This is a genomic window from Kitasatospora xanthocidica (assembly GCF_014656195.1).
In the GTDB taxonomy this organism is placed as follows: Bacteria; Actinomycetota; Actinomycetes; order Streptomycetales; family Streptomycetaceae; genus Kitasatospora; species Kitasatospora xanthocidica.
Window position 1 is genome coordinate 60,802 of sequence record NZ_BNBY01000005.1, and the last position, 20,701, is coordinate 81,502.

The following is a 20,701-nucleotide window of genomic DNA, read 5'->3' on the forward strand; positions in this document are numbered from 1 at the left end:
GAGTCACCATGTGGGGGTGGCTGCAGAGAGCAAGGGCATGAGGGGTCGCCAGACCGTACGGGACATGGTCCTGTCGATGCTGGCGGTCGGTTTCGTCGTCTGGATCGGGTACCTGTTCCTCCCGCACGACGCCGACGGCGACCCGGTGCACGTGGTCGAGTACAAGGTGGCCGCGGCCACCGCCAAGCGCGCCGCGCCGTACCCGCTGCTCTCGCCGGAGGGGCTGCCCGACAAGTGGCGGGCCACCTCGGTCAGCTACCGCTCCTCGGACCAGAGCAACGGCAAGGGCAACGCCTGGCACCTGGGCTTCGTGACCCCCTCCGGCCAGTACGCGGCGGTCGAGCAGAGCGACGCGCCGCGCGACTCGCTGCTGTCCGACAAGGTCGCCGGCGGCAAGCCGGACGGCAGCTCCGACGTGGCCGGCCGCACCTGGGAGCGGGTCCAGGGCGAGAAGGCCCGCGCGCTGACCGCGCCGACCGGCTCCGGGACGACGGTCCTCACCGGCACCGCCTCCTACGAGGAGCTGGCCGAGCTGGCGCAGGCGCTCAAGTAGTGCCGGGGCCCGCGAGGGCCTCCCGGGAACGCCGAAGGGCCCCGCACCGGACGAACCGGTGCGGGGCCCTTTCGCGCGGGCGGAATCAGACGGTGGTGACGACCTCGTCGTACTCCAGGCGCGGCGAACGCGGGAACCAGGCGTCGTCGCCCGGCTTGCCGATGTTGACCACGGCCAGCACCGAGTGCTCGCCGTCGCCGAAGAACTCCTTGTTCAGGCCGTCGGCGTCGTAGCCGGTCATCGGGCCGGCGGCCAGGCCGGCGGCGCGCACGCCGATGATGAAGTAGGCGGCCTGCAGGGCGCCGTTCAGCGTGGCGGACTGCTCGCGGACGCTGCGCTCCGAGAAGAACATGTCCTTGGCCTGCGGGAAGTGCGGGAGCTGGGTCGGCAGCTCCTCGTGGAACTCGTTGTCCGCGGCCAGGATGGCGACCAGCGGGGCGCCGGCGGTCTTGGCCTTGTTGCCGTCCGCCATGTGCTGGACGAGGCGCTCGCGGCCCTCGGCGGAGCGGACCAGGACGACGCGCAGCGGCTGCTGGTTGAAGGCGGTCGGGCCGAACTTGACCAGGTTGTAGATGGCCTGGATCTGCTCCTCGGAGACCGGCTCGTCGGTGAAGGTGTTCGCGGTGCGGGCCTCGCGGAACAGCAGGTCCTGAGCGGCGGCGTCGAGTACCAGGGCGTCGGTGGTCATGCTTCTGCACCTCATGCGGGAGGGGGTTCGTCGGAGTGAGCGGCCGGGCCGTTCACTTCCTCCAACATAGGTGAATATTCAACGATTCCCCAAGGGGATGTGACCCGCATCACTCCCCGCGCGGGTCCCCGCCCTCCTCGGCGGCGAGCGCGGCGTCCAGTCGGGCCCGGGCGCCGTCCAGCCAGCGCTGGCACACCTTCGCCAGCTGCTCACCACGCTCCCACAGAGCCAGCGACTCCTCAAGGGAGGTCCCGCCGTTCTCCAGCTGCCGGACGACGTCCAGCAGCGCGTCCCGGGCGTGCTCGTAGCCCAGCGCGTCGTCCGGGTTCGGTGCCGCCGCGTCCTGCTGCTCCTGCTGCTCTGCCATGCGTGCCAGCGTAGGGGCTCGGACCGACAGCGCTACCCCGTCTCCGGGCCGCGCCGACCGTGCTACCCCTCTCCGGTCGCCGCGGCCGCCCCGGCCGCGGTGACGTCGAGGCTGCCGCCCGCCACCCGGGCGTGCAGCCCCTCGCCGGGCGCGACCTGCGCCGGATCGGTCACCACCGTGCCGTCCGCCCGCTGGAGCACCGCGTAGCCGCGCTCCAGGGTGGCCGCCGGGGAGAGCGCGACCACCCGGGCCAGGGTGTGCCCGAGGTCGCTCTGCGCGTGGTCCAGCCGGTGCCGCAGGGTGCGCCGGGCCCGCTCCAGCAGGCCGTGCACCTCCTGGCCGCGCCCGTCCAGCATCCGGTGCGGGGCGGCCACCGCGGGGCGGCTGCGCAGCCCGTCCAGCCCGTGCTGCTCGCGTTCGACCCGGGCCAGCACGTGCCGGCGGGCCCGGTCGCGCAGCTGACGGACCTTGGCCAGCTCCTCGCCGACGTCCGGAACCACCCGTTTGGCGGCATCGGTCGGGGTGGAGGCGCGCAGGTCGGCGACGAAGTCCAGCAGCGGCTGGTCCGGCTCGTGCCCGATCGCGCTGACCACCGGCGTACGGGCGGCCGCGACCAGCCGCACCAGCCCCTCGTCGGAGAACGGCAGCAGGTCCTCCACGCTGCCGCCGCCGCGGGCCACCACGATCACGTCCACCTCGGGGTGCTCGTCCAGCTCCCGCACCGCCGCGCTCACCCGCTCCACCGCGCTGACCCCCTGCACCGGGACGTTGCGCACCTCGAAGCGGACGGCCGGCCAGCGCCGCCGGGCGTTCTCCAGCACGTCCCGCTCGGCCGCCGAGCCCCGCCCGGTGACCAGCCCCACGCACTGCGGCAGGAACGGCAGCGGCTTCTTGCGCTCGGCCGCGAACAGGCCCTCCGCGGCGAGCCGCCGCTTCAGCTGCTCCAGCCGCGCCAGCAGCTCGCCCAGCCCCACCGGCCGGATCTCCGAGGCGCGCAGCGACAGCTGCCCGCGCGCCGCGTACCACTCCGGCTTGGCGTGCACGACGACCCGCGCGCCCTCCTGCACGACGTCCGCGACCTGCTCGAAGACCGAGCGGAAGCAGGTCACCGTGAGCGACACGTCCGCCTGCGGGTCGCGCAGGGTCAGGAACACCACGCCCGCCCCGGGCCGGCGGCTGAGCTGGGTGATCTGCCCCTCCACCCACACCGCGCCGAGCCGGTCGATCCAGCCGCCGATCAGCGCGGAGACCTTGCCGACCGGGAGCGGGGCTTCGGGGGAGCTGGTGTTGGCCATGCCTATGAGGCTAGCGGCGCGGGCCGACAGTTCCCGGGGAACCCTGCACGCCGAGCACCACCAGGCCGGCCGCCAGCCACACCAGTCCGACCAGCTGCGCGGTGGTCGAGGCCTCGTGGATCACGGCGCCGATCACCACGATCCCCAGCGCGGGCACGACCAGGTGCCGCAGCCGGTCCCGGGAGCCGTGCCGCACCGTGTACCAGCCGATCACCGAGGCGTGCAGCAGCGCGAAGGCGGTCAGGGCGCCGATGTTCACCACCGAGGTCAGCTGGTCCAGCCCGTCGTCCCGGTTCGCCGCCCAGACCGCCGCCGCCATGGTGATCACCGCGGCCGCCAGCAGCGCCCGGCGCGGCACCGCGCTGGCCGGGTCGACCGAGCCGAGGACGCGCGGCAGCCGCCCCTCCCGGCCCATCGCGTAGACCAGCCGCCCGGCCGCGGCCTGCCCGGCCAGCGCCGCGAAGGCCGCGCCGATCGCCTTGCTCGCCGCCACCAGCACGTGCAGCCAGTGCCCGACGCCGGTCTCCACGGTGTCGTAGAAGGCCGAGCCCTGCGCCACCGGGTCGGCGGCCAGCTGCCGCGGGCCCAGCGGCTCCAGCAGCGCCGCCAGGTAGGTCTGCGCGACGAACAGCACCCCGGCCAGCACCAGGCACCGGAGCACCGCCCGGGCCACCGCGGCCGAGGAGCCGACGGCCTCCTCCACGAAGGTCGCGATCGCGTCGAAGCCCAGGTAGGAGAGCACCGCGACGGACACCGCCGAGATCACCGCGGTCAGCGAGAACTCGCCGACCGCGGTGAACGGGGTGTCCCAGCCCCGCCGGGCGCCGTCCTGGACGAGCGCCACCACGGCCGCCGCCACGAACACCGCCAGCACCGCGATCTCCAGCGCCAGCACCGCGAAGCCGACCGTCGCCGCGGTCCGCACCCCGAGCAGGTTGAGCGCGGTGGTCACGACGACCGCGATCGCCGTCCACGCCCAGCGCGAGACGCCCGGCACCAGCGAGTGCAGCGCGATGCCGGAGAACAGGTAGGCCACCGCCGGGATCAGCAGGTAGTCGAGCATCGCCATCCACCCGGCGATGAACCCCGGCCCCTCGCCGAGCCCGGCCCGCGCGTAGGCGAACACCGAGCCGGTCTGCGGCACCGCGCGCACCATCTGGGCGTACGAGAAGGCGGTGAAGCCCATCGCGACGGTCGCGGCCAGGTAGACCGTGGCGACGGCGCCGTGGCTCTTGGCGTCCAGCACGCCGAACACGCCGACCGGGGCCATCGGGGCGATGAACAGCAGCCCGTAGACCATCAGATCGCGGACGCCCAGGCTGCGGCGCAGGCCGCTCGGCGTCGCCTGCCCGCTCACAGAGCTCATAGGCACCACATTTGAGCATTCGTGACCGGGATCGCACGGAACGTGCCCGCCTTCGGCGCGGCTCCCCGCCGCGGGCGGCGGCGCCCCCGGTCGCCCGTACGATGGAGCCATGTCCAACACCGCGCAGCGCCGTGTCCTGCTCGCCGCCCCCCGGGGCTACTGCGCGGGTGTCGACCGCGCCGTGATCGCCGTGGAGAAGGCCCTGGAGCAGTACGGGGCGCCCATCTACGTCCGCAAGCAGATCGTCCACAACAAGTACGTGGTGCAGACCCTGGAGAAGAAGGGCGCGATCTTCGTCGACGAGACGGAGGAGGTGCCCGAGGGCTCGATCGTGGTCTTCTCCGCGCACGGCGTCGCCCCGGCCGTCCACGACGAGGCGCGGGCCGGCAAGCTCGCCACCATCGACGCCACCTGCCCCCTGGTCACCAAGGTGCACAAGGAGGCCGTGCGCTTCGCCGACGAGGGCTTCGACATCCTGCTGGTGGGCCACGAGGGCCACGAGGAGGTCATCGGCACGATGGGCGAGGCCCCGGACCGGATCCACCTGGTGGACGGTGCCGAGGACGTCGCCAACGTGAAGGTCCGGGACGAGTCCCGGGTCGTCTGGCTCTCCCAGACCACCCTGTCGGTGGACGAGACCATGGCCACCGTCGGCGAGCTGAAGAACCGCTTCCCGGCGCTGGTCAGCCCGCCCAGTGACGACATCTGCTACGCGACCCAGAACCGCCAGGTCGCGGTCAAGGAGCTGGCCCCCGAGACCGACCTGCTGATCGTGGTCGGCTCCAAGAACTCCTCCAACTCGGTCCGCCTGGTCGAGGTCGGCCTGGAGTACGGCGCCAAGGCCGCCCACCTGGTGGACTTCGCCGAGGAGATCCGCGAGGAGTGGCTGGAGGGCGTCTCCACCGTCGGCCTGACCAGCGGCGCGTCCGTCCCGGAGATCCTGGTCGACGGCGTGCTCGAGTTCCTGGCCGCGCGCGGTTACGACACGGTCGAGACGGTCAAGACCGCCGAGGAGCACCTGATCTTCTCGCTGCCCAAGGAACTGCGCCGCGACCTGCGCGCCGAGGCGGCCGGCAAGCTCTGACCCGTCCGGAGGAGCCGGCACCCCCTCGCGGGGTGCCGGCTCTTTCGCTGTGTGCCTCCTGCCGTGCGGCTTCCTGCCGCGCGCCTCCGGCTGTGTGGCCTTCTGCTGTGCGCGCCCGTGCGCCCTCTCGTAGTTTTGTGCACAGGCTGTGGACAAGCGGGTCCGCGGCCACGGCGGAGGGTGGACGTGATGACGGCGGTATTCGGCGTGGACATCGGCGGCTCCGGGATCAAGGGCGCGCCGGTCGACCTCGCCCGGGGCGCGCTCGCGGAGGAGCGCCACAAGGTGCTCACCCCGCAGCCGTCCGCCCCCGAGGCCGTGGTCGCCGCCGTCCGTGAGGTGGTCCGGCACTTCGACCACCAGGGCCCGGTCGGGCTGACCTTCCCCGGTGTGGTGGTCGGCGGCCGCACCAGGACGGCGGCCAACGTGGACAAGGGCTGGATCGGCCTGGACGCCGAGGGCCTGTTCCGCGAGGCGCTGGACCTGCCCGCGACCGTCCTCAACGACGCCGACGCGGCCGGACTCGCCGAACTCACGCACGGCGCGGGCCGGGAGCAGTCCGGGGTCGTGATGGTGCTCACCTTCGGCACCGGCATCGGCAGCGCGCTCTTCGTGGACGGCGCGCTGGTGCCCAACACCGAGCTGGGCCACCTGGAGCTGCGCGGCAAGGACGCCGAGCGCCGGGCCTCCTCGGCCGCCAAGGAGCGGCACGGGCTGGACTGGGAGCAGTGGGCCGGGCGGGTCGACGAGTACCTGGACCTGGTCGAGATGCTGTTCTCGCCGCAGCTGATCGTGATCGGCGGCGGGGTGAGCCGCAAGCACGAGAAGTTCCTGCCGCTGCTGAAGGACCGCGAGGCGCGGGTGGTGCCGGCGGAGCTGCGCAACGACGCGGGGATCGTCGGAGCGGCCATGGCGGCGGCCCGGGCGGCGGGCTGAGGCCCGCCCCCGGTGGGCCCCGGCGGGGCGGTGAGGGCTCCCGCCGGGGCTCAGCGGGAGCGGTGGATCCGGCGCTGGGCGATGAAGCGGGCGAGCACGATCAGTGCGGCCAGCCCGGTGCCGGAGAACAGCCAGCCGGCCCGCAGCGCCAGCCCGGTCGCCAGCGAGACCACCTGGGCGGTGACGCCCGAGGAGCCGACCGGGGCGAGCAGCAGCAGCGCCAGCGCGAAGGCGATCGGCCCGCTGATCGGCGCGGCCAGCAGGTCGGCGTAGCGGACCCGCACGGCCAGCTGGAAGCAGACCACCAGGTAGCCGAGGCCGAACAGCCAGTTCAGGTCGTCGAACAGCAGCCGGTCCGCGCCCGCCACCGCGAGCGTGGCCAGCACGGCGACCACGCCGGTGCCGACGGCCGTCAGCCGGGTCGGCCGACCGGTTCGGCGCCGTCCGTACAGCCGCTCGTCGGCGCGCCCGCGCAGCGGCAGGCGCAGCCGCGGGGCAGCCGGGCGGTCGGCACCGGACGGGCCGGCCACCGGGCGCAGCCGGGAGGCGGGGGCGGCCCCGGCGGTCTCGGGAGCCCGGCCCGGGCCGGGGACGGCGGCTGCGGCCGCGCGGTTCGGCGGACGGCGTCTGGGCCCTGGCGGCTGGGTTCGAATGCTCTGCTCCACCTGCCCAACGTACGGTCCGATCATCGCCACACTGTGTAATGGACCGTTCAGGTCCCGCCCCGTGTCTCCGGACGGCGTAGTCATGTGATCGTCGTCCGGGAGGGCCGACCCGTCCCGCCGGGCCGCCCGGACGTCCCGGTGGCCCCGGAGCCGCGGACGCTTGCCCGTAGACTTGGGGGTCGGCCCGTACGGTGCCGACCCAACTCCTCCAAGCCCCCGGGACTGCGCTTCATGTCGCTCACGATCGGAATCGTCGGCCTGCCGAACGTCGGCAAGTCGACCCTGTTCAACGCCCTGACCAAGAACGACGTGCTGGCGGCCAACTACCCGTTCGCCACCATCGAGCCGAACGTCGGCGTGGTCGGCGTCCCGGACGCGCGGCTGGCCAAGCTCGCCGAGATCTTCGGCTCCCAGCGCATCCTCCCGGCCACCGTCGACTTCGTCGACATCGCGGGCATCGTGCGCGGCGCGAGCGAGGGCGAGGGCCTGGGCAACAAGTTCCTCGCCAACATCCGGGAGTCGGACGCGATCTGCCAGGTCGTGCGCGCCTTCACCGACCCCGACGTGGTGCACGTGGACGGCAAGGTGTCCCCGAAGGACGACATCGAGACCATCCACACCGAGCTGATCCTGGCCGACCTCCAGACCATCGAGAAGGTCCTGCCGCGTCTGCAGAAGGAGGCGCGCCTCAAGAAGGACACCGCGCCCGTGCTGGCCGCCGCCGAGGCCGCGCAGGCGGTCCTGGAGACCGGCAAGACCCTCTTCGAGGCCGGCTTCGACACCGCCCCGATCCGCGAGCTCCACCTGCTGACCGCCAAGCCCTTCCTCTACGTCTTCAACGTGGACGAGGACGAGCTGGCCGACGAGGACTTCAAGAACGCCCAGCGCGAGCTGGTCGCCCCGGCCGAGGCGATCTTCCTCAGCGCCAAGATCGAGTCCGAGCTGATCGAGCTGGACGACGCCGAGGCCCTCGAACTCCTCCAGTCCATGGGCCAGGAGGAGCCCGGCCTCGCCACCCTCGCCCGGGTCGGCTTCGACACCCTCGGCCTGCAGACCTACCTGACGGCCGGCCCCAAGGAAACCCGCGCCTGGACCATCAAGAAGGGCGCCACCGCCCCCGAGGCCGCCGGTGTCATCCACACCGACTTCCAGAAGGGCTTCATCAAGGCCGAGGTCATCTCCTTCGCCGACCTCGTCGAGACCGGCTCGATCGCCGAGGCCCGCTCCAAGGGCAAGGCCCGCATCGAGGGCAAGGAATACGTCATGCAGGACGGCGACGTGGTGGAGTTCCGCTTCAACGTCTGACCGCCCTGTGTCGGCTCGATCTGCCGACCGCGCAGGTCGAACGGGGCCCGCCTCTCCGGAGGCGGGCCCCGTTCTCCTTTCCGTGCCGGCTCGGTGCTGGCTCCGCCGGGTCAGTGGCCGAGCAGGTGGGCGTTGACCGCGCGGGCGGCGCCGGCCAGCTCCGGGAGCTCCACCACCTCGACTCCGGCCGCCTCCAGCAGGGCGGTGCCCTGGCAGTCGGTGACGAACAGGTCCGGCTCGCGCCAGGCGACCACCACTCGCGGCACGCCCGCCGCGATCAGCAGCCGGGCGCACGGCACCGGTCGTGAGGCGCGCTGGCCGCAGGGCTCCAGCGAGCTGTAGACGGTCGCCCCGCGCAGTCGGGGGTCGCCGGCCGGCAGCTTGGCCAGGGCGGCCTCCTCGGCGTGGTCGTGCGCGTCCGCCTCCCGGCTGTAGCCCTCCGCCAGGACCTCGCCGTCGGCGCCGACGATCACCGCGCCGACCGAGAAGGCCGTCTCGGACGGCGGGCAGCTGCGGGAGAGCTCGACGGCCCGGCGCAGGTGGTCGAGGTCGGTGGTCGCGGGGCGGTTCACGGCGCGGGCTCCTTCGGGGCGTACCTGAGCAGGACGACGTCGCCCACGGTACGTGCCTCCAGCAGCCGCATCCGCCGGGCCGGGCCGCCGGGGAAGGCGGCCGGGCGGACGAACCGGGGTGCCCGCTCCTGGCCGACCAGCAGCGGGGCGACGGCCAACTGCAGCTCGTCCGCGAGGCCCTGGGCCAGGAACTGGGTGTGCACGCCCCCGCCGCCCTCGACCATCAGCCGGCGGACCCCGCGCGCGCCCAGGTCGTCCAGCACCGCGCCGAGGTCCACCGTGTCGCCGAGCGCGACCACCTCGGCCAGGCCGTCCAGCCGGGGGCGCAGCACGGCCGCCCCGGCGTCGGTGGTGTAGGCGAGCCTGGTGCCGCCGGTGTGCCAGAAGCGCAGGTCGGCGCCGAGGTCGCCGCTCGCGCTGAGCGTCACCTTCAGCGGGTGCTCGGGCCGCCCCGCGGCCAGCCGGGCGGCCCGGCGCGCGGGGTCGTTGACCAGCAGGCGCGGGTTGTCGGCGCGCAGGGTGTTGCCGCCGACCAGGATCGCGTCGGCGGCCGCCCGTTCCTCGTCCACCCGGTCGAAGTCCGCGGCGTTGGAGAGCAGCAGCCGGTCGGGGGAGGCGTCGTCGAGGTGGCCGTCGAGCGAGACGGCGACGCTCAGCAGGACGAAGGGGCGCTGGCCGGGCATGGGCGGGGACCGTTCTGTCGGGGGCGCCTCCACGGTACGGCGGGCGGGTGCGGCCGGGGTGTCCGGTGGTCGACATGTGAGACAGAACTTCTCGCCATCCGGGACGGGGAGTAGCGTCGAGGCGTCGAGGAGAACGGAAAGCCGACCACGTCCAGGGGGATCCCATGTCCGCACCGCAGCCCTCCACCGTCTACACCCACGGCCACCAGGAGGCCGTGCTGCGCTCGCACCGCTCGCGTACCGCCGCCGACTCGGCCGCCTACCTGCTGCCCGAACTGCGGCCGGGACAGGCCCTGCTGGACATCGGCTGCGGGCCCGGCACGATCACCGCCGACCTGGCCGCGCTGGTCGGTCCGAGCGGCCGGGTGGTGGCCGTGGACGCCTCCGCCGAGGTGCTGGAGCAGGCCGCGGGGCACCTGGCCGGGCGCGGCCTGGCGAACGTCGTCCTGGAGTGCGCCGATGTGCACCGACTGCCCTACCGGGACGGCGAGTTCGACGTCGTGCACGCCCACCAGGTGCTGCAGCACGTGGCCGACCCGGTGGCCGCGCTGCGCGAGATGCGGCGGGTGACGGCCCCCGGCGGCGTGGTCGCGGTCCGGGACGTGGACTACGCCTCGATGACCTGGTTCCCCGAGGTGCCGGCCCTGGACCGGTGGCTGGAGCTGTACCGGCGGACCGCCCGCGCCAACGGCGGGGAACCGGACGCCGGACGGCGGCTGCTGTCCTGGGCCCGCGCGGCCGGCTTCGCCGAGATCACCGCGAGCGCCACCACCTGGACGTACGCGACGCCCGAGCGGCGCGACTGGTGGGGCGGGATGTGGGCGGACCGGATGACCGGCACCGCGCTGGGCCGGACGGTGGTCGAGCGGGGCTTCGCCGAGCCGGACGAACCGGGGCGGATCGCGGCCGCCTGGCGGGAGTGGAGCGCCGCCGGGGACGGCTGGTTCTCCATGCTGCACGGCGAGATCCTGGCGCGTGGCTGAGCCGCCGGACGGGGCGCGCGCCGAGGTGGGCAGGTGTTCGGAATGATCGGGTAAAGTCGCGCGACCGTTCACATTCGGGCCCGTTCGGGTCCGAGCCATGGTGCCGTACGCCGAGCCGATGCCCGCCCCGGCGGGTTGGGGGAGTCCACGTGTCCAAGCCTGAGTCCGAGCTGCCCGCCCCCGGGTCGGAGCCGCCCGTGCGGACCGGGACGGACGCGGACGTGGACGCGGCGACGGGCACGGACGCCGACGCGGCCCCGGCCGCGGGCCAGGACCCCCGGGTGGACTTCCGCAAGGAGGCCGACGAGCCCGAGCCCACCCCGGCGGGCCCCGCGCCCGAGCCGGAGCCCGCGACCCCCGCCGCCCCCGCCGACCCCTGGGCCGCGCCCGATCCCTGGGCCGCCCCGGCCCCCGCCCCGGCCGCCGCCCCGGCCGCCGCGCGCCCGCAGGCCGTCCCGGTGCCGTCGGCGGCCCCGCCGCAGCCGCCGCACCCGCTGCCCGCCGGCGGCTGGGCCTCCGTCACGCCCTCCGCCCAGTCCGGCTTCCAGCCCAACGGCCTCCAGCCCAACGGCCTCCCCCCGGGCCTCCAGCCCGGCTTCCCGCCGCCCGGCCACCCGTACCCGCAGCCCTTCGCCCCCGCCCCGACCAACGGTTTCGCGGTCGGCTCCCTGGTGACCGGCCTGGTCCTGGTGGCGCCGCTGGCCCTGGTGTTCGGCATCGTCGCCCTGGTCCAGATCAAGCGCCGCAGGGAGCGCGGTTCCGGCATGGCGGTGACCGGCGTGGTGCTCGGCACGATCGGTACGGTGCTGCTCTCGCTGCTGCTGGGCGCGGCGGACTTCAGCGGGGCGCGCGACGGCCGTTTCGCGGGCCCCAAGGCCCCGGCCGGGTCGGTCCACTGGTCCGAGCTGAAGGCCGGCGACTGCTACAGCTCCCCGGCCGGTGGGTCGGTGACCAACGGCGCCGGCGACGAGACGGTGTACTGGGTGCGCCGGGTGGCCTGCGCAGAGCCGCACCACGGCGAGGTGGCCGGCACCGCCGCGCTCCCCACGGGCACCGGCGCCTACCCGGGTGAGAGCGCCGTCCGCGAGTCGGCCGCCCGGCTGTGCCACGCGGTGCTGAACGAGTACGCGCTGGACCAGTGGGTCATCCCGGACGGCATGGACGACGTCTACCTCTACCCGACCGCGCGCAATTGGGCGATCGGTGAGCGGTACGCCACCTGCGCCTTGGAGGACCGCGACGACCAGCACCGGGGCACGGTCCGCACCGACCGGAGCCGTCTGACCGCGCCCCAGCTGACCTACCTGGAGGCGGTCCGGAGCTTCGACCTCGCCTACCTGGACGAGCCGAAGGACGGCGCCTCCGAGACCGAGCTCCGGCTCTGGGCCCGCCGGGTGTCCGGCGCCTCCCGGACGGAGGCCGCCGTGCTCGGCGCGCCCACCGCGAACTGGCCGGCCGAGGTCGGGCCGCAGATCGCCAAGCTGGTCGAGGCCCAGTCGCAGGCGGCCGCCGTCTGGGACGCCGCGGCCTCCGGCGACGACGTGGAGGGCGGCATCCGCCGGGCCAGGGCGCTGGTGGCCAAGACGGTGCCGACGAGCGTGGAGATCCGGCGCGGGCTCGGCCTGTCCACCGGGGAACAGGCGCCGGACCTGCGGGTCTGAGCGCCGCACACGAGGTTACCGGCCGTTAACAACAGCTGTACCTGCCGGTAGCCATCGGCGCGTAGCGTCGCGGGTGTGCCCCCGGCCCGACCCCCACGCGAGCCGGGGGCACGAGGACGTCCGCCGTACCGGCCCCCGGCCCGGCGTGCGCCGGATAGCCTGCCGTCATGGGCGGCTACCGGGTGATGCGGCAGGACGACAACGGCAACCGCTTCCTGGTCGCCAAGGACCTGGACCGGGCCGAGGCGCAGCGGCTGGCCGCCGAGTTCGAGGCGCGCGGCCACAAGCAGCTGTACTGGGTCGAGGAGACCGCGGGAGCCGGCGGAGATGAGAAGAGGACCGGCACCGGCACGGGGACCGACGCGGCCCGGAACGCCTGAGGCCGTAGGGTCGCCACCATGGACGCCACCCACGCCGCACACCCCCAGGACCGCTCCGCCGACGGCCCCGCCGAGCCCCGGATCGTGGTCGGCGGCGCGCTGGTCCACGACGGCCGGGTGCTCGCGGCCCGGCGCAGCGCCCCAGAGGCGGTGGCCGGCCGGTGGGAGTTCCCCGGCGGGAAGGCCGAGCCCGGTGAGACCGAGGAGCAGGCGCTGGAGCGCGAGCTGCTGGAGGAACTGGGCGTACGGGCGCGGGCGCTGACCCGGCTGCCCGGCGCGTGGGCCGTGCGCCCCGGCTTGGAGTTGCGTTTCTGGGCCGCCGAACTGCTGGCCGGCGAGCCGCGTGCGCTCCAGGACCACGACGCGCTGCGCTGGCTGGGCCCGGACGAGCTGGACGCCGTCGACTGGATCGACCACGACCGGGAGGTGCTGCCGTACGTCGCCCGGCTGCTCACCGGGCCGGGAACGGCGGGCGACGCGCAGTCCGCCGGGTAGGTCGGACGGCGTGCGGGCCGCCTCCTGGGTCGGACGACGCGCCGTCCGCCGGGTAGGTCAATCGGACAAGACGACCCAGCCGCCGGGATAGCCTGGGTTCTGCTGGGTATGTCACTTTTCGGCACCATTCGTCACCATCGGTGAGCCGCCCCAGCCGGCGACGCCGATCCCGACCAGAGCCGGAGGCCCCGTCGGTGTCGAGTACCGGGAACGACGGCGGGGGAGAGCGGCGGGCAGGTCCCGCGGGCAGCGCCGCCGCGCGCGCCCGGCTGCGGCGCGCCGCCCGTCCGGCTGCCGTCCGTCCGACCACCCCCCAGCCGCCGGCCGGCCGCCGCCGGGGCACCGTCGCCGCCCCCGACGCCGAGCGGCCCGCCGAGCCCGCGCCGACCCTGGCCCTCCCCGAGCCGGGCGACCGCTCCGGCCTGCGCAGCCGCCCCGGCCGCCCGTTCCCCGGCGGTCCCGGCGACGCCCCGGGCGGGCCCGGCGCGCCCTCCGAGGGCAGCCTGCTCGACATGCTCAAGGTCGCCATCGCGATCCTCGACACCGCGGGCCGGGTGGTGCTCTGGAGCCCCGCAGCCGAGGAGCTGCTCGGCTGGCCGAACGAGCTGCTGGTCGGCCGCCGGATCGAGGAGCTGATCCCCGACCAGGAGCAGGTCGTCCGGATCCGGGCCGCGATCCAGGACACCCTGCGGCACGGCCGCTGGGCCGGCTATGCGGAGCTGCGCGACCGGGAGGGCGTGCCGGTCGCCGTGGAGGCCCGGATCTCCCTCCTGGTGGACGGCGACGGCACCCCGTTCCTGCAGGTCAACCTGGCCGAGTCGGCCGCCGTACGGGCCGTCGAGCGCGACCTCGCGGTGCGCGACGCGCTGTTCGAGCAGTCCCCGCTGGGCATCGCCATCCTGGACACCGACCTGCGCTACACCGCCGTCAACCAGACCCTCGCCGAGATGAACGGCGTCGCCCTGGAGGACCACGTCGGCCGCACCACCGGCGAGACCCTCCCCGAGCGGGCCGCCGACGAGATCACCTCCATCCAGCGCCAGGTGCTGGCCACCGGCGAGCCGGTCATCGACGTCACGCTGGCTTCCCCGGTCACCACCCGGGCGGGCTACCGCTCGATCTCCTACAGCCGGATGACCGACCGCTCCGGCCGGGTGCTCGGCATCTCCGGCACCGTGATGGACGTGACCGAGCGTTACCGGGCGGTCGCCAAGGTCGAGCACGCCCGGCGCCGGCTCTCGCTGCTCAACGAGTTCGGCTCGCGGGTCGGCGACCTGCTGGACGCCTCGCGGATCGCCCAGGAACTCGCCAGCTCGGTCGTCCCCCGGCTCACCGACCACTCGGCGGTGATCCTGCTGCAGGCCGTCGCGCACGGTGACGACCTGCCCCGGCACGGCCACGACCGGCGCACCTCGCTGCTCCAGCTCGGCACCGCCTCCGTCCAGGACGGCCCCGAGGTCGACGTGATGCTGCGCCGCGGCGCCCGGATCACCTTCGCCGAGGACTCCGCCTGCGGGCGGGTGCTGCGCACCGGCGTGCCCGAGCTGCTCTCCGGCGCCGACCAGCTGGACGACGTCACCTACCCCGGCGACCCGAAGATGCAGGCCGCCCGGGACCTCGGCGTGCACTCGATGCTGGTCGTGCCGCTGCGCGCCCGCGGCATCGTGATCGGCCTGCTGCAGGTCAGCCGGGCCGGGTACCGCGAGGGCTTCGACCGGGACGACCTGGCCTTCACCGTCGAGCTCGCCGACCGGGCCGGCAGCTCGCTGGACAACGCCCGCCTCTACGCCCGCGAGCGCACCGCCGCGCTCACCCTCCAGCGCACCCTGCTGCCGCAGCAGGTCCCGCAGCCCACCGGCGTCGAGGTCGCCTACCGGTACGTGCCGGGCAGCAGCGGCACCGAGGTCGGCGGCGACTGGTTCGACGTCATCCCGCTGCCCGGCGACCGCACCGCCCTGGTGGTCGGCGACGTGATGGGCCACGGCCTGCGGGCCGCCGCCACGATGGGCCGGCTGCGCACCGCCGTCCGGGTGCTGGCCGCCCTGGACCTGCCGCCGGACGTCCTGCTGCGGCACGTCCACGAACTGGCCGACGACCTTGCCCAGGGCCCGGACGAGGCGCTGCTCGCCACCTGCGTCTACGCGGTCTTCGACCCGGCGACGGCCCGGCTGACCGTCGCCAAGGCCGGGCACATCCCGCCGGTGCTGGTGGTGCCCGGCGAGGAGACCGAGGAGCCGACCCGCACCGGCGGCCCGCTGCCCGGCGGCGCCGGCCGGATCCTCGACCTGCCCTCCGGCGCCCCGCTCGGGGTCGGCGGCGTCCCGTTCGAATCGGTCGAACTGAAGATCCCCGAGGGCAGCCTGCTCGCCCTCTGTACCGACGGCCTGGTGGAGTCCCGGGACAAGGACCTGGACGTCGGCCTCGGCCGGCTGCTCACCGTGCTCCAGCAGCCCCACGCCTCCATCCAGGCCGCCTGCGAGGCGGTGCTGGACACCATGGAGCAGGGCCGCGAGCCGGACGACGTCGCGCTGCTGCTGGCCCGGCTGGGCCACGGCCAGGCCGGTACCCCGACGGCCGGCTGGACGCTGCCGGCCGAGCCCACCGCCGTCTCCCGGGCTCGCCGGCTGGTCCGCGCCACGCTCGCCGAATGGGGCGTCGAGGCGCTCACCGACACCTCCGAGCTGCTGGTCAGCGAGCTGGTCACGAACGCCGTCCGGTACGCCAGCGCCCCCATCGGGGTACGGCTGACGCTCGGTGAGACGCTGCTGGTCGAGATCTCCGACCCGCTGCCGGACCCGCCCCGGGAGCGGCACGCGGCCGAGGCCGACGAGGGCGGCCGGGGCCTGGAACTGGTCCGCCGGCTGGCGCTGCGCTGGGGCGCCCGGGCCGAGGGCATCGGCAAGGTGGTCTGGTTCGAGCAGGCGCTGCCGGGTAATCAGGCGGGGGAGTCGTGACTCGGTCGAACGCCGAGGACTCGATCGAACGCCGGAAGAAACGCCAGGAGAGCGGTGCCGCATATGCCATCGGAGGCCCGGGGGGAGCGCGCGTCCCGGAAGGGGGCGCGAGCGTGGCATTGTGGTTGCGCGGGCGGTAGGACAAAAACCTTCGCCCGATCTGATGTTGTGATGTTGAGGGCGTGTGAACGCACCCCTCGATGATGAATACTCGGTCTTCTCGACATCCGGACGGTCGCGGGTTGGAGGGGTCGGTCCGTTGAACAGCACTCCGGCGCGGAACGCGCCGAGCAGCAGCGGTCATGTCGCGGTGCCCGGGCAGGCCGGCTCGTTGCACCTGCCCGTACCGGCGACACCGCCGGGCGGCGACACGGCGAGCCGCGGCGCCCACCCCGTCGCCGAGACCCAACCGTGGGGCGTCGGCGACCCGGGCTCGATCTACGACTACATCCGGGTCGCCACCTTCGCGATCGGCCCGGACGGCCGGATCAGCCAGTGGAGCGAGCGCGCCGCCGAGTTCTTCGGCGTCCCGGCCGCCGACGCCGTCGGCGCCGACCCGATCTCCACCTTCGTCCCCCGCGAGCTCTGGCAGCGCGGCCGCGCCCGGCTGGAACGCACCCTGGCGGGCGAGGAGTGGGTCGGCACCACCCCCTACCGGGACGCCGGCGGCGGCGAGGGCCTCGCCGAGCTCTACCTGATGCCCGACAGCGCCCTGCCCACCGCGGGCGCCACCTGCCTGGCCGTCGACCTCGGACGGCTGCGCCGGATCGAGACCGACCTCGCCGCCTCCGAGGCCGTCTTCGGACAGACCCCCACCGGCTTCGTGCTCTTCGACGACCGGCTGCGCCTGCAGCGGGTCAACGACGCCTTCGCCTCCGGCATGGGCCTGGTCCCCACCGACCTGGAGGGCCTGACCCCGCACGACCTCTTCCCGCCGTCCGAGGCGGACCGGCTCAGCGCCGCCCTGCGCAAGGTCCTCGCCACCGGCGAGCCCGTCTTCGACCTGCGCTTCCACGGAGCCGTCCCGACCCGCGAGGGCAACCGGCTCTGGGCCGTCTCGCTCTACCGCCTCAACGGCGCCGCCGGGCAGCCGATGGGCGTGGCCGGGCAGGTCTCCGACGTCACCAGCCGGCACGTCGCCGAGCGCGAGGCGGACGGCGTGCGCCGCAACCTCGCCCTGCTCAACGAGGCCAGCGCGCACATCGGCTCCACCCTCGACCTGGAGACCACCGCCAAGGAGCTGCTGGACGTCGTCGTCCCGCCGTTCTGCGACCTGGCCACCGTCGACCTCTACACCGCGCTGCTCTCCGGCGAGACCGTCCCCAGCGCCGGCCGGCTCGGCGACACCGTGCTCACCGACGGCAGCGGCGAACTGCGCCGGGTCGCCGTCTCCAGCGTCGTCGGCGGCGCCTCCTCGGTGCTCGGCTCGGTCACCGGCCTGCCGATCGCCGAGGCGGGCGGCACCCTCTGTTACCCGCGCCGCTCCCCGCACGCCAGGGCGCTGCGCACCGGCCGCAGCGTCGTGCCCGAGCCCGGGCCGGACCCGCTGCTGCGCTCCACCCTGATCGTCCCGCTGGTCGCCCGCGACCAGGTGCTCGGCCTCGTCCAGCTCTCCCGGGCGATCGGCAGCGAACCCTTCGACGCCCGCGACGTCGCGATCGCCGAGGAGCTCGTCGCCCGCGCCGCCGTCTGCATCGACAACGCCCGGCTCTACCGCCGCGAGCACGAGCGCGCGCTGATCCTCCAGCGCAGCCTGCTGCCCCCGGGCAACCCGGCCGCCAGCGGCCTGGAGATCGCCTGCCGCTACCTGCCCAGCAACAACAACACCGAGGTCGGCGGCGACTGGTTCGACGTCATCCCGCTGCCCGGCAACCGCACCGCGCTGGTCATCGGCGACGTGATGGGCCGCGGCCTGCGCGCAGCCGTCGCCATGGGCCAGCTGCGTACCGCCGTCCGCACCCTGGCCATGCTCGACCTCGAACCCGCCGAGGTGCTCACCGCCCTGGACGAGATCGCCCGCGGCCTCGGCGACGACTCCGTGCCGGCCGGGCCGCCCACCCCGTACGGGCGGCTCACCTCGACGGCCGACGAGGAGGCCCGCGAGATCTACCTGGCGACCTGCGTCTACGCGGTCTACGACGCCGTCACCCGCCGCTGCTGGATCGCCAACGCCGGCCACCTGCCGCCGGTGCTGCTCAGCCCCGGCGAGGGCGCCCGGATGCTCGACGTGCCGCCCGGCCTGCCGCTCGGCGTCGGCGGCGAGCCCTTCGAGGAGGTCGAGGTGGACCTCCCGGACGGCGCGGTGCTCGGCCTCTACACCGACGGCCTGGTGGAGAGCCGCAAGCACCAGTTGGACGAGGGCCTGCGCGCCTTCCGGGTCGCGCTGTCCGCCGAGGGCAAGGGCCTGGAGGAGCTCTGCGACCACGTGCTCGGCGAGCTCAACCCGCACCACGGCGAGGACGATATCGCCCTGCTGATGGCCAAGGTGCACGCCTTCCCCGAGGACGCCGTCGGCCAGTGGTTCCTGCCGCCCGAGCCCACCTCCGTCGCCAAGGCCCGCGAACAGGCCTGCAGCTGGCTGCTGGCCCGGGGGCTGGAGGAGCTGGTCGACACCACCGAGCTGCTGGTCAGCGAGCTGGTCACCAACGCGCTCAAGCACGGGCGCGGCGAGATCCGGCTGCGGTTGCTGCGCGAGCGCGGCCTGGTCTGCGAGGTCTGGGACGACGGCTACGCGCAGCCCCGCCAGCGGCGCGCCCAGGAGACCGACGAGGGCGGGCGCGGCCTGCAGCTGGTCAGCCTGCTGGCCGAACGCTGGGGCAGCCGGCGCACGCCCAAGGGCAAGATCGTCTGGTTCGAACTGGCGCTGTAGCGCCTTCCGGCGGCTGGGCCGTAAGGGTGCAGTCACCCCCGGCCCGCCGTGTCGGCGCGGGCCGGGCCGGACCGGCGGCGTTCGATGGCCGCCATGCGCGTCCGCCAGCTCACCGCCGCAGCCGCCGCTCTGCTGCTCGCCGCCGGCCTCGGCGGCTGCTCCGGCCACCCCGCCCCCGGCCGCACCCCCGCCCCGGTGCCCGCCTCGGCCGACCCGACCGCGACCACCGGGGACGTCCGGCCCGCCGACCGCACCGCCGTCCGGGACGGCGGGGTGCTGCGCTGGGCGGTGGACGGCGTCCCGGCCACGCTGAACGTCTACCAGGGCGCGGCGACCGCCGACTCGGCGCTGATCGCCCACGCGCTGTACCCCTCGCTGTTCCGCCCCGACGAGCACGGCCGGCTCGTGCCCGACCCGGACTACCTGGAGTCCGCCGAGTCCACCCCGCCCGGGCAGCGGCCTCAGGTGGTCACCTACCGGCTCAACCCGCACGCCGTCTGGAGCGACGGCAGCCCGCTCTCGGCCGCCGACCTCGCCGCCCAGCGGGCCGCCCTCTCCGGCCTGGACCCGGCCTACCGGGGCCTGCGGCCGGCCGGGTACGACGCCGTCGACTCGGTCGCCCAGGGCGCCGGCCCGCACGAGGTCCGGGTCACCTTCCGGCAGCCGTACGCCGAGTGGCGCTCGCTGTTCGGGCCGCTCTACCCGGCGGCCGAGACCGGCCGGCCGGACGTCTTCAACCGGGCACTGACCGGCGACGGCCACCTCGGCGCGGGGCCGTACGCCCTCTCCCGGTACGACGCCGGGGCCGGGCGGGTCACCGTGGTGCGCAACCCGCGCTGGTGGGGCGACGTACCGAAGACCGACCGGATCGAGTTCCTCGCCACCCCGCCGGAGCAGCGGCTGGACGCGCTCGACCAGGACCGGCTGGACATCGCCCCGCTCACCGCGGCACTCGACCGGGCCCTGCCCTCGTCCGAGGCGGCGGCGACGGCGCTGCGCCGGGCCGAGTCACTGCCCGGCGTCACCGTGCACCGGGCCGCCGCGGCCTCGCTCACCCAGCTCACCGTCAACGCCGCCCGCACCCCGCTCACCGACCCGGCCGTACGGCGGGCGCTGGCCCGGGCGGTCGACCGGCGCCGGATCGCCGAGGCCGCGCTCACCCCGCTCGGCCTGCCCGCTGCCCCGCTCGGCAGCCACCTGCTCGCCGGGGACCAGGAGGGCTACCGGGACAACAGCGCCGCGGCCGGCCCGGCCGACGCGGCCCGGCTGCTGGACGACGCGGGCTGGAAACGGCCGAACGGCGGCACCCGGGTCAAGGACGGCAAGGCGCTCACCCTGACCCTGCTCGTCCCGGCCGGCTCGGTGACCGCCAGGCGCACCGCCGACGCGCTCACCGCCGACCTCGCGGAGTCCGGCATCGCGCTGAAGCCGGTGACCTCGCCCGCCGAGACCTTCGTCAAGGACCACCTGGCCGCCGGGGACTACGACCTCGCCCTGTTCTCCTGGCCGGCCGGCCCCAGCCCGGTGGGCGAACAGCGCCCTGCCTACGCCAAACCCCGGCCCGGCCCCGACGGCGCGCTCGACCCCGGCACCAACTACGGCCGCAGCGGCACCGAGGAGATCGACCGGCTGTTCGACCGGGCCGCCACCGAACTGGACCCGGCGGCCCGACTGGACCTGCTGCAGGAGGCGGACGTACGGATCTGGCAGCTCGGCCACTCGGTCCCGCTCTACCAGCGCCCCGAACTGGTCGCCGTCCGCGACGGCGTCGCGGGCGCCGGCGCCTTCGGCTTCGGCCGCCCCCGCTTCCAGGACACGGGGTGGATCCGGGAGCGGTAGCGGGGG

16 protein-coding genes and 1 pseudogene are annotated in these 20,701 nt (G+C 74.9%); 11 read left to right on the plus strand and 6 right to left on the minus strand.

What is annotated here, in order from left to right; genetic code table 11:
- The first annotated feature begins 37 nt into the window (after positions 1–37).
- A complete protein-coding gene (locus tag IE332_RS10690; RefSeq protein WP_229928507.1) occupies positions 38–553 on the plus strand; it encodes a DUF4245 domain-containing protein in 516 nt (171 codons plus the stop codon).
- A gap of 85 nt (positions 554–638) precedes the next feature.
- Here the strand turns inward: IE332_RS10690 and IE332_RS10695 are convergent, their stop codons facing one another.
- The 4 genes from IE332_RS10695 to IE332_RS10710 all read right to left on the minus strand — a co-directional run bounded on the left by IE332_RS10695 (position 639) and on the right by IE332_RS10710 (position 4,269).
- Entirely contained in the window at positions 639–1,241 is a 603-nt protein-coding gene (locus IE332_RS10695; RefSeq protein WP_189915551.1) for a malonic semialdehyde reductase, read from the minus strand.
- A 109-nt stretch (positions 1,242–1,350) separates the two neighbouring features.
- Positions 1,351–1,608 carry an exodeoxyribonuclease VII small subunit gene (locus IE332_RS10700; RefSeq protein WP_189915552.1) on the minus strand — a complete coding sequence of 86 codons (258 nt, stop codon included), beginning with the start codon at positions 1,606–1,608 and terminating at the stop codon, positions 1,351–1,353.
- Between the two features lie 62 nt (positions 1,609–1,670).
- Positions 1,671–2,903, minus strand: coding sequence for an exodeoxyribonuclease VII large subunit (gene xseA / locus IE332_RS10705; RefSeq protein WP_189915553.1), 1,233 nt, complete (start codon positions 2,901–2,903; stop codon positions 1,671–1,673).
- 10 nt (positions 2,904–2,913) lie between these two features.
- Entirely contained in the window at positions 2,914–4,269 is a 1,356-nt protein-coding gene (locus tag IE332_RS10710; protein WP_189915554.1) for an APC family permease, read from the minus strand.
- 109 nt (positions 4,270–4,378) lie between these two features.
- Here IE332_RS10710 and IE332_RS10715 point away from each other — a divergent pair, with 109 nt between their 5' ends.
- Entirely contained in the window at positions 4,379–5,353 is a 975-nt protein-coding gene (locus IE332_RS10715; RefSeq protein ID WP_189915555.1) for a 4-hydroxy-3-methylbut-2-enyl diphosphate reductase, read from the plus strand.
- 189 nt (positions 5,354–5,542) lie between these two features.
- Positions 5,543–6,289: a polyphosphate--glucose phosphotransferase gene (gene ppgK / locus IE332_RS10720; protein ID WP_189915556.1), complete on the plus strand. Its 747-nt coding sequence runs from the start codon at positions 5,543–5,545 to the stop codon at positions 6,287–6,289.
- A 50-nt stretch (positions 6,290–6,339) separates the two neighbouring features.
- Here ppgK and IE332_RS10725 read toward each other — a convergent pair whose 3' ends face one another.
- Positions 6,340–6,954 carry a DUF6542 domain-containing protein gene (locus tag IE332_RS10725; protein WP_189915557.1) on the minus strand — a complete coding sequence of 205 codons (615 nt, stop codon included), beginning with the start codon at positions 6,952–6,954 and terminating at the stop codon, positions 6,340–6,342.
- Between the two features lie 231 nt (positions 6,955–7,185).
- On the opposite strand from IE332_RS10725, the gene ychF reads away from it, so the two are divergent.
- Positions 7,186–8,259, plus strand: coding sequence for a redox-regulated ATPase YchF (gene ychF, locus IE332_RS10730; protein ID WP_189915558.1), 1,074 nt, complete (start codon positions 7,186–7,188; stop codon positions 8,257–8,259).
- A 110-nt stretch (positions 8,260–8,369) separates the two neighbouring features.
- Here ychF and IE332_RS42350 read toward each other — a convergent pair.
- Positions 8,370–9,514: pseudogene (locus IE332_RS42350) on the minus strand (dihydrofolate reductase family protein).
- A 164-nt stretch (positions 9,515–9,678) separates the two neighbouring features.
- Here IE332_RS42350 and IE332_RS10745 point away from each other — a divergent pair.
- The 7 genes from IE332_RS10745 (at position 9,679) to IE332_RS10775 (ending at position 20,695) form a co-directional block, all read left to right on the plus strand.
- The gene (locus IE332_RS10745; RefSeq protein ID WP_189915561.1) at positions 9,679–10,497 is read left to right on the plus strand and encodes a methyltransferase domain-containing protein; all 819 of its coding nucleotides are present in this window, start codon (positions 9,679–9,681) and stop codon (positions 10,495–10,497) included.
- A 149-nt stretch (positions 10,498–10,646) separates the two neighbouring features.
- Positions 10,647–12,158 (plus strand): DUF4190 domain-containing protein, encoded by a 1,512-nt coding sequence (locus tag IE332_RS10750; RefSeq protein WP_189915562.1) that lies wholly within the window; start codon positions 10,647–10,649, stop codon positions 12,156–12,158.
- 167 nt (positions 12,159–12,325) lie between these two features.
- Positions 12,326–12,538, plus strand: a complete 213-nt coding sequence (locus tag IE332_RS10755; protein ID WP_189915563.1) for a hypothetical protein — start codon at positions 12,326–12,328, stop codon at positions 12,536–12,538.
- A gap of 18 nt (positions 12,539–12,556) precedes the next feature.
- Positions 12,557–13,033, plus strand: coding sequence for an NUDIX domain-containing protein (locus tag IE332_RS10760; protein WP_189915564.1), 477 nt, complete (start codon positions 12,557–12,559; stop codon positions 13,031–13,033).
- A gap of 194 nt (positions 13,034–13,227) precedes the next feature.
- On the plus strand, positions 13,228–15,987 hold the full coding sequence (locus tag IE332_RS10765) for a SpoIIE family protein phosphatase (protein ID WP_189915565.1): 2,760 nt from the start codon (positions 13,228–13,230) through the stop codon (positions 15,985–15,987).
- A 259-nt stretch (positions 15,988–16,246) separates the two neighbouring features.
- The gene (locus tag IE332_RS10770) at positions 16,247–18,856 is read left to right on the plus strand and encodes a SpoIIE family protein phosphatase (RefSeq protein ID WP_373313699.1); all 2,610 of its coding nucleotides are present in this window, start codon (positions 16,247–16,249) and stop codon (positions 18,854–18,856) included.
- 93 nt (positions 18,857–18,949) lie between these two features.
- Complete coding sequence (locus tag IE332_RS10775) at positions 18,950–20,695, plus strand: ABC transporter family substrate-binding protein (RefSeq protein WP_189915566.1); 1,746 nt, start codon at positions 18,950–18,952, stop codon at positions 20,693–20,695.
- Positions 20,696–20,701 lie beyond the last annotated feature (6 nt).

Bases quoted from the DNA above. Each gene is read 5' to 3' on its own strand.
- IE332_RS10690 (WP_229928507.1), top strand. From the start codon at position 38: ATGAGGGGTCGCCAGACCGTACGGGACATGGTCCTGTCGATGCTGGCG.
- IE332_RS10695 (WP_189915551.1), bottom strand. From the start codon at position 1,241: ATGACCACCGACGCCCTGGTACTCGACGCCGCCGCTCAGGACCTGCTG.
- IE332_RS10700 (WP_189915552.1), bottom strand. From the start codon at position 1,608: ATGGCAGAGCAGCAGGAGCAGCAGGACGCGGCGGCACCGAACCCGGAC.
- xseA (WP_189915553.1), bottom strand. From the start codon at position 2,903: ATGGCCAACACCAGCTCCCCCGAAGCCCCGCTCCCGGTCGGCAAGGTC.
- IE332_RS10710 (WP_189915554.1), bottom strand. From the start codon at position 4,269: ATGAGCTCTGTGAGCGGGCAGGCGACGCCGAGCGGCCTGCGCCGCAGC.
- IE332_RS10715 (WP_189915555.1), top strand. From the start codon at position 4,379: ATGTCCAACACCGCGCAGCGCCGTGTCCTGCTCGCCGCCCCCCGGGGC.
- ppgK (WP_189915556.1), top strand. From the start codon at position 5,543: ATGACGGCGGTATTCGGCGTGGACATCGGCGGCTCCGGGATCAAGGGC.
- ychF (WP_189915558.1), top strand. From the start codon at position 7,186: ATGTCGCTCACGATCGGAATCGTCGGCCTGCCGAACGTCGGCAAGTCG.
- IE332_RS10745 (WP_189915561.1), top strand. From the start codon at position 9,679: ATGTCCGCACCGCAGCCCTCCACCGTCTACACCCACGGCCACCAGGAG.
- IE332_RS10755 (WP_189915563.1), top strand. From the start codon at position 12,326: ATGGGCGGCTACCGGGTGATGCGGCAGGACGACAACGGCAACCGCTTC.
- IE332_RS10760 (WP_189915564.1), top strand. From the start codon at position 12,557: ATGGACGCCACCCACGCCGCACACCCCCAGGACCGCTCCGCCGACGGC.
- IE332_RS10775 (WP_189915566.1), top strand. From the start codon at position 18,950: ATGCGCGTCCGCCAGCTCACCGCCGCAGCCGCCGCTCTGCTGCTCGCC.